Origin of the sequence: Halorubrum sp. Atlit-26R, from assembly GCF_003666015.1 — an archaeon.
Taxonomy (GTDB): domain Archaea; phylum Halobacteriota; class Halobacteria; order Halobacteriales; family Haloferacaceae; genus Halorubrum.
Genome location: NZ_QPLT01000032.1, coordinates 1 through 8,639 on the forward strand (window position 1 = coordinate 1; position 8,639 = coordinate 8,639).

Consider the following 8,639-nt stretch of genomic DNA (forward strand, 5'->3'; position numbering starts at 1 on the left):
CTACCATCCCCTCGGCTATGGGCATGGGCAGGAGGGAGATCACCGACGCTCCGAACCCGACCGCGAAAATCGCGTTTCGGGTTAAGGGTGTGGCTAAGGCCACAAGTCCAAAATACTACCCCGCCCCCGCCCCGCAGGGCGCGCGAAAAAATTCGCGCCCCCACCGCCGCCTCGACCGCGACCGCCCCGCGAGGAGAGACGAGCCGGCGCGCGCCACCCTTCCCAAAACATCTAAGTGGCACCTTCCCTTTTTGGGTAACATGGCAACCCATCAGGAAACCATATCGGACGCCGAGACGGTTGTTCAGACACTATCCGACGGAACGCGATTAGTCGAGTCGGACGACGGGAGCGGTTCCGTGATTGAACAATACGACGACCCCGACTATGGGACCGTTCACGAACGTGCCGAATACGACCGATTCAGGGACGCTAAACTCCATTTTGGCCTTTGGCTTCATGTCGGCGGGTTCGACCGCCCCGAGCGCGGGTCACTCCAATTCGTCCCTACCAATATCGCCACCAGCGGAAAGGCACCTATCGCCGCATGGCTGTACCTTCAGGGAGGATACGGCTCGCCCGGTAGCCGCCAGCAGGTAGCCGACCGGCTCGGCGTCTCCGAACACACCGTCTCTAAATATCTCTCATCCGTCCGTCTAAAGGCGACGTGAGTTAGAAGATAGCCGAAATCGGCACTTTTGCCTGTTGCGTATCACGGTGCGACCCGCCCCCGTGCCAGCGGACCGTAGGGAGACGAGACGCCGCCACGGTCTTAGTGCCGAGAACCTGTGTTCCCGTCCCACGGACCCGGTAGACGGCGAATCCGTACCTTCCACCGTTCGCTTGTAGTTTGGAGTGATACGCCCGATATATCTTGAAATTCCCCGGATTCCCGTCCGCATGGGTCCGAGCGGTCGCTTTGAACTCCCACGGCGTCCCCGCCTTCATCCCGTCGTACCAACTGGTATCGATCCGCTTTCCGTCCGCGTCTTTGAGACGAACGCCGTATTTGTCGGCTAAGTGATACTCGCACGCGGTTCCGTGTGCGTTCGCTCGGTGGGACGGCATGAGTTACCATCCCTCACGGTCGCTCGCGCCTTCGCGCGTCTTATATATCACTCCGCCGACATCTCTCGACGAGCGCCCATCGGTCGCTTCCCTCCCTCGGAGGGGAGCGGATGGGCCTGTATAGATGGAGGGGGGTACGTATCCGTATCCACCTATCCGCCCCCGCGCCTTCATGCGGTTATGGCCTCCACGTTGGATATTGTGTCTCGGTGTTCTCCCCCGACGTTATACTCATTCCACCGCTTTCCTACCCATCCGTGGCTATACGGCACGAATTTGGCCGTTTCACGGTTGCTCATCCCGTCCTTTTTACACCTCACAACCGTCCATATCGCCACGTCATACGCGACCGAACCGGGTTCCGGCGTCTCCTCCTCCTCCGTCTCACTCCAACTCCATACGGCCGGGTCTTTCGTATCATATCGCCAGTCGGTTTGTGGGATTCCATCGATACGGAACCGTTCGTCCCTGATTTCCCCGTTCTTGATGGAGTCGGCTACGACCGCCTGCTTTTTGCTCGTCTTTTTGATTATCACACCGACTCTCCAAAGGAGCGGGTGGATACTGCTTTCGTCGTGTGCGACGTAGATTAGCAGACCGTCGTATTTCCGTATCTTGAACACTAACGGACCCATTTTCTTTCTCATCAAGTAGCCAGCCTTCCCGCCGCCGTCTCCGACGGATGAGAACTCGTCCCCGATAAAGAGTTTCTGACTCTGTGGGTTCTCCATCGGGTCACCATCCTGTTTTACCCACTTGTCGAGAGTCCCAAAATTCGGGACGAACCCGGACCGGACCTCTCCCTCGTCGTCTACCCACTTCGTCGTTTCTTGAAGGCTCGGCACGTTGCTGGCGATCTGCTCGACTCCGAGCAAGTGCTTCGCCCGCTGTCCGATTAGACTCGCGGCGTCCGTCTTTCCCGTGCCCATCTCTCCGAGAATCACTATCACCGGAGCGGGCGAGGTGATTATCTCATCCACCTTTTGAATCGCCTTCATCCCGCTCACGTCGGCTCGCTCCTGCTGGTCCCCGGTTAGGTGTTTGAGAGACGGCATATCACCCGTGTCTAACGCCGAGCGCGCCGTCTCCGTCGCAGCGATTCGCCGGATTCTCTCCACCTCTTTCAGTTCATCGGCCCTCCCCGGCAGCCGGTCGGGGTTCTCGAAGTGACCCCGCCCATGCCCATACTCCGAGGACAGAACCGACAGGTATCGGGATACCTCCTCGTCCCTCACTACCCCGGCGTGTGGGTGTGCGTCCGGGTCACGGACCCCGTACCCATCCTGATGTTCCCGGTACTGTGCCGGCGTATAAACGTCGTTGTCGTCAGTCATCTGCTGGTGCCTCCTCTGCGGGTTCGCTCGCGGCGGGCTCGGCCTCCTCGCCCATGCCCATCGATTCATCTAATTCAAGCGTCGGGAGGTCATCCGCCCCGATTCCTTCAATATCCTTTTCGAAGGATTCGAACACCTCTTTAACCCCGGTCGGGTCCATCATCGTCCCCTTTTCTCGGGCCTCCGCTCCCCGACTGATAATCCGTCCCTGAATATCCGCGCCGAGTTCGCTAATCGACTCTCGCATTATCTTCAGGGAGATATGAGACTCGGTGAGTTTCTCATATATCGACTCCATATGGCTTTTCTTAGTGAGTAAGGCCGTATCCTCACACTCCGACAGCCAAACTCCCCGGACCCGGAGAGAACCCATATCTTCATCAAATTCGAAGGACTGAACGCCCCAGCCGGACCCGCCGTTCACGGGATACGGATTCGGTCCATCGACCGATTTAGAGCTCCAAATCTCCGGCTCGACGTACCACTTTTTCACCGTGTCTCTCCTCGCGTCGATCTCGTGGACTTCCACCATCCGACGCGAGCGCAGACGTCTTACGAACGCGACGAAGAACCCGAACAGCGGCGGGCCGAATAGCATCAACGCCGCCAGCCAGCCGACCACTATCGGCGGCACGGTCGGGAGACTCGGCCGGTAAATCAACAGGATACCTCCGAGCGTGAACATTAGACCGAGCGCCAGCATTTGCCCCTCGGCCAGTAGCCAAGTGATACGGTCCGCCCATCCGCCGAACGTGCTTGAAGTGGTTTCTTCGCTCATGCTTCCATCACACCCTTATCCTCCCGTTTCAGAACCCATCCCGCCCCTCCGACCGCCGAGACTAACGCTAACAGCATCCCGCTGAAAAGCCCCGACTCGCCGCCGAAGTGCCTGAACGGGTCGTTTCCTGATTCGTCCATCGCCGTCGAGATACGGACTCCCTCGCCGCCCGCTGCGACCGAGACGGCGTTACCTCCCGCGAAGGACTCCACCGGGACCGCTATCACCGTCGTCCCCGGAAAGACCCGCTGCGTCACCACAGGGATGCGCGTCGCGCCTTCCTCGCCTAACCCCGCCACGTTGTCGGAGATGCTGATACGGGTCGGACGGTCTACCTCGACGCCGATCCTCGCCGTTCCGTCTACAAACTCCCACCCGGTGAGAGTCGTCGTCTCCTCTAATCGTATCTCCTCCTGATTGGCGAGCGTGTCGGCCTCCGTCTCGCCGCCTTCCACGGTGACGTTTATCGGCACGGCCTCGCCGTCTCCCTGCGCGGCGGCCCCGCCCATGCCCATCGCCAAAGCGATACCTAACAGCCCGATGAGTGTAATTCTAAAAATGGTGTTCATAGCCGTTTCTCCCTACCTACCCGGCAGGTAGAATTTGATTGCTTCCCGGAGGATTGCGATTGCTCCGAGCGCGACCGCTCCCCCGACCGCCAGCACACCGACCCCGCCGGCACCTCCGAGGTCACCCCACGGGACCCCTCCCCCGAACAGTCCGTCTCCGCTGCTTTGCGATTCCTCGAATTTGTCGATCAATTCCTGATTCTGCTGTTCGAGACTATCCCATTCCTCTTGTGTGATATAGTTGTTATCAGTTTGCGGCTCCGACGACGTGAAAGACGCGCTATCCGCCGATTCGCCCGTCTCCGTGTTCTCGAACCCTTCCACGGTGAAAGACGAATCCAGTTGAATAGTCTGATAATTCGTCTCCTCGGATTCGGCATAGTAGTTAACCGCCGAAACCTCCGTGATAGGCGTCTCTAAGTCCCCGCTGGCGTCGTACGACCATGTGCCTCCTCCGTTGTCGGTGAAATCCGTAGCCGGTATGTTGACCGTCTCGGGAGCGGTCGTCTCGACCGTGTAGACCGTCCCCTCATACGGTTCTGCTGTGAGGGTCACCGTCCCTCCATCTACCCCCGTCTCGTACGCATCCCACTCTCCCTCTAAGAGAGACACGTCCGTCGTGAAATACACGTCTCCGGCGAAGGTAGACGGGTCGTAAGTCGTCCCCGCCTCGATCGGCCCGTCCGACGTATCGGTTAGACCGAGTGAGCCCCGGAGCGTCGTCCCCGACTCGGGGATGAAAACGGTTGCCTCCCGCTCCAAATCGACCGGGATATTCAGGGCGATTAGGTCCGCAAGTGCCTGCGAAATCCCTTCATCGTCCGACATCATGGCCGCCCGCTCGCGCGGCGTCACGAGGTCGGAAATCTCGATCGAACCGGATTGAACGTCTCCGTACACGTTCGTTACCCACGTCGAGATCCCATTACGAACGTTTTGGAAAGTGGTATCCATCTTTCCATAAATATCGCTCCATAGTGAATATTTCAAGTATTCCAGACCGTCACCAGACTTTATTACAACATACCCAGCCCCATAGGAACCGTATGCGTTTTTCTTAGTAGTAGGGTCCCAGTAGGCGATACCACTACCCTCACTCCCATCTCGGAAGAACGCAGGACCCTTAACGTCGAAGGTAGAGCCATCGGGAAGGTCGATTGTGTTTACATTAGGATTTTCCCAATTCCCGAAACTCGCCTCGTCACTAAGACCGATAACATTCAGAGAACCAGCCGCTAAGTCAGGATGCGACTCAAGAGTATCAATCATTGAATACAACTCGGAAACAGATTCATTCCACGACTTGAGCAGATTACTCCTGATAGTAGTTTCGTAAGTGTCGATTGCGGCGGTGGCATCACTAAGTACGTCAGACTCTGACGAGCCAGCGTTTAGCGCCTCGATCGCGGCGATCTTTGCTTCGGTATAGGCAGTGTGTTCAACGCCGTCCAGAATCGTCCCGTTATTGACGATCGTTGTGGCGTTCGTAGACTGACGGGTGAGAGCAGTCTGATACACCTGCTGTTTCAGAACATCGGCGGTCAGCCCTTCCGGCGGCGCTTCGGAACCATACACGTTGTATTCCCGGAGCGCCCAATCAATCGCCACCCCCGCGAGGAACCCACCCGCCACCAGCGGAGCGAGCGCCTTCGATTCTTGAACCATCCCGTTCGGATGACCGACTACCACACTCGCCGCCGCCGCCGCGCCGAGCCCTTTCACGAACGTCCGCCGGCCGACCGAAGGCCCTGGATTTTTCTTTTGGGCCGTGGGCGTGGGCTCGGAGCGGGTCACGCCGCCCCCGTCGCCAGCATCAGAATCACGGTCCACGTCGATACCACTACGGCGGTCCACCATCCCGCGAGGAATAGTGCCGTCGTCGGTTTGACTGCTAATCTCATCGTTTTGTGTTTTGCTCATAATTGGAAGTCTGAAAGCCTCTTACCGCGTTTTACGCGAGGTAAGAGACGGCCGTAGTTGCTGCCGACACCGCGATAGTGAAGGCGAGACGAGTCAAGTCGGACCACGTAACGAGCGATTCAAACGCCGGCACGAACACGAACAGCAGCGGCGAGAGAAGCGCAAACCCGATGAGCGCGAGGTACACCGGGTCATAGTCGGTTTTTGTTAATTCGTTAGTCGCCACGACCCACACCGTCCCTCCGAGAACCAGCATCAGCGCGACGGAAATATCCGCTCCGGCGACTGTCCAGATAGGCGCGCTGAAATCGTACCCGCCGAACACGTTAATGTTGAACGTGAACACGCCGAAAATGGTAGCCGCGAACCACGGAATCCCGATCAACGCTGCGAGGTCGATCGGGTCAATCTCTCCCGGTCCTCCTGCGAAGCCGCTTAGTTTTGATGTTGCCATCCCTTCAGGAAGGTAGGGGAACCCTAATGAATCTATGGATTCATTATGAAACCCTGATAATCACGCAGGAGACGGCCTAACACCCCGAACCCGTTTATACTATAACCCGTGCCTTCGTGCGATAGGCATGGGCAACACCGAAAGGGAGACTGTCAAAATCTCCATGACCCTTACCAAGAAATCGCAGAAATGGATTGATGAGAACTATCCCGAGGCACAATCCACGCAGGAGGCCATCAGGATGGCGATAAACGACGCGAGAGAGTATCAGGAGGTCGTAGAGAGCGCGCGCATCTCCCTATCCGATTAAGCACCGCATACCACCAAGAGGTATCTTTAAGAACCTACCCACGTACCCGTAGGTAAGAAGGTAGAAAGCCCGGCGCGGGTTCCCTTGGACCCGGCACCCGCGCCAGTAAAACCGTACATACCCCTCTCTCCCGAAACCCCTTAAAACGGTCGGTAGGCATGGGCATGGGCGGTTTCTCTCCCTTCATGGGTCCGTCATACCATGACGGAAAACAACCGAAATCCCGACCGAATCGCCCCGAGCGAACTATTCCACCGCGCGAGCGAACTTCCGCGGTCGAACTTCCGCGCCCGGACGCTGGCGCAAATCTGTGAGGGACAGCGATGAAAGTCGTGCGCCCCGCGTCTCACGAATTTACGGCTAACGCGATATGGAATCAACACGGTCTAAAGCCCTTTTTCGGAGCCGACGCCGCCCGAAAGTCCGCCGGAGGGAGCCGTAAATCGGAGTTTACAACCGGCGGCGAGCGATGGACCGCGACCCTCTATTACCAAGAGAGCGGCTTTGTAGTGCCCGAATCCGGCACCACCCCGTCCGGCACCGAGATAGATTTAGAGGAAATCAAAGAGTATCGGATAGCGATAGACCGGCACCCCGACGAGGATCACGTCGGAGAGCAGGGCCTCAACGCTCATATCTCGCCCCGATGGAAGGGGATGGAGGTAGAGAAAAACGACGGAACTCGAAAGAAATTCTCGGTTCCAGATGGGCTCGGAGACGCGGTGAACGTCCGTCTCTCCGGTTCGAACATAGAATTTACCCGATACATCCCCCTCCTACAAGCCGCCGCCGAGGCCGTGGGTGTGAACGGCTGGTATTTCGACCGTTCGGACCTACACGAGTATTCGAACATTATTGACGCCGAGAGATACGTCCGTCTCCAAAAAGACCGCAGCGGCCCCGTCCATGCCCGTGATGGACCGCTGGCGTCTATGGGTCACTTACTCGAAAACGACCGGAGCGGGTTCCGGTCGATCACTCAAAACGATACGGACCCACATGGGAACTCTCTCCCCGGCTACTACCACACCGCCACTCTCGGCCCGGAGCGGGTCCGTGAACTATTCCCGGACCACGATTTCCCCCGAGAGGTCAAACACTATTACGCCCGAGAGGCCCTATCACAACCCGACTCACACCCGCTCGCGCATCCGAAGGTCGGCGTCTCTTACCAAACGTCGAAGTGGGACCGAAAACTCGGATGGGACGATTTGGAATCACTCACGGACCAGTTAGACGAGACACTTCATTCGGTCTTAGCCGACGCCGGTATCCCCGTCCGCTCGGGGAACGTGGGCGATGGGCAGGGAGGAACCGGACCCTACAAGCCGGACCTATATTTTGATGGAGTCGATATGGAGCGGCCGGACGATCACCTGTACGGATTAGACCTCACTCAAATCCGCCACGACCAGCAGAGCGTAGTTGTTCGGCACCTCGCGGATGGATTGTCTCCCGTCGAATGGGAATCTTTAGAGACGCTTGTAACGGACGGAGGAGAGGTTTCACCGAAACAGATAGCGAAGGACCACGACCGCCACGAGGATAGCGTCCGCCGCGCGCTGAACCGGATAGACGAACTCGTAGAACGCGAATACGGTCGCGTCTCTCTCCGTTCGTCGTTTATCTCCGAACTCGTCCATGAGTCGGTGAAGGAAGCGCGAGAGGCTACGAGGAGAGCGGTTGAGACGGGAGCGAAGGCACTAAACGCCGCCGAGAGAGGCTTAGACGAGAAAACATCCGCATTTATCGCATGGGCGGCAAAGCACGATATTGACGTAGATAGCGCCAACGACGCCCGGATGAAGATACGGATGGGAAAGGTCGAGGGAGAGATTAAGGACCGTATAGAACAGGGATTAGAACTGTGGAAGGACGCCGGCCGCGACCCCGGCCACTTCATTGATGCGTTAGTGACCTTCCAAAAGGAAGGCCGCTCGGGGAGTATCTGCCAATTCGCTACCCCGGTCTGGGAAATCAGATAGCGCGGCCGGCGGATAGTGGCAACGCTGAAAGTGAGCTCTAAATCCGGCAAACATGACCGGCAAATCACCGATTCTCGACGAGGATTCATCCCGGCTACCATCCCCTCGGCTATGGGCATGGGCAGGAGGGAGATCACCGACGCTCCGAACCCGACCGCGAAAATCGCGTTTCGGGTTAAGGGTGTGGCTAAGGCCACAAGTCCAAAATACTACCCCGCCCC

At 57.9% G+C, this 8,639-nt stretch carries 8 protein-coding genes; 3 read left to right on the forward strand and 5 right to left on the reverse strand.

Annotation, left to right across the window (positions count from 1 at the left end; genetic code table 11):
• The coding region (locus DVK07_RS23800; RefSeq protein WP_233565517.1) for a hypothetical protein at positions 1–671 on the forward strand (671 nt) is incomplete at its 5' end.
• A 567-nt stretch (positions 672–1,238) separates the two neighbouring features.
• Here DVK07_RS23800 and DVK07_RS18780 read toward each other — a convergent pair.
• From DVK07_RS18780 to DVK07_RS18800, 5 genes are read right to left on the reverse strand one after another with little or no spacing between them, the layout of a single operon-like run.
• Positions 1,239–2,402: a hypothetical protein gene (locus tag DVK07_RS18780; RefSeq protein WP_121598433.1), complete on the reverse strand. Its 1,164-nt coding sequence runs from the start codon at positions 2,400–2,402 to the stop codon at positions 1,239–1,241.
• The gene (locus DVK07_RS18785) at positions 2,395–3,180 is read right to left on the reverse strand and encodes a hypothetical protein (RefSeq protein WP_121598434.1); all 786 of its coding nucleotides are present in this window, start codon (positions 3,178–3,180) and stop codon (positions 2,395–2,397) included. Before DVK07_RS18785 ends, DVK07_RS18780 begins: the two co-directional genes overlap by 8 nt.
• Positions 3,177–3,749 (reverse strand): hypothetical protein, encoded by a 573-nt coding sequence (locus DVK07_RS18790; protein WP_121598435.1) that lies wholly within the window; start codon positions 3,747–3,749, stop codon positions 3,177–3,179. The genes DVK07_RS18785 and DVK07_RS18790 overlap by 4 nt, the downstream gene beginning before the upstream one ends.
• Positions 3,750–3,761: 12 nt before the next feature.
• The gene (locus DVK07_RS22400; RefSeq protein ID WP_147441216.1) at positions 3,762–5,669 is read right to left on the reverse strand and encodes a hypothetical protein; all 1,908 of its coding nucleotides are present in this window, start codon (positions 5,667–5,669) and stop codon (positions 3,762–3,764) included.
• A 31-nt stretch (positions 5,670–5,700) separates the two neighbouring features.
• Positions 5,701–6,123: a hypothetical protein gene (locus DVK07_RS18800; RefSeq protein ID WP_121598437.1), complete on the reverse strand. Its 423-nt coding sequence runs from the start codon at positions 6,121–6,123 to the stop codon at positions 5,701–5,703.
• A gap of 127 nt (positions 6,124–6,250) precedes the next feature.
• On the opposite strand from DVK07_RS18800, the gene DVK07_RS18805 reads away from it, so the two are divergent.
• Both DVK07_RS18805 and DVK07_RS18810 read left to right on the forward strand, forming a co-directional pair.
• Complete coding sequence (locus DVK07_RS18805) at positions 6,251–6,433, forward strand: hypothetical protein (RefSeq protein WP_121598438.1); 183 nt, start codon at positions 6,251–6,253, stop codon at positions 6,431–6,433.
• Positions 6,434–6,756: 323 nt separating this feature from the next.
• Positions 6,757–8,418, forward strand: coding sequence for a MarR family transcriptional regulator (locus tag DVK07_RS18810; RefSeq protein ID WP_158603182.1), 1,662 nt, complete (start codon positions 6,757–6,759; stop codon positions 8,416–8,418).
• Positions 8,419–8,639: the final 221 nt, after the last annotated feature.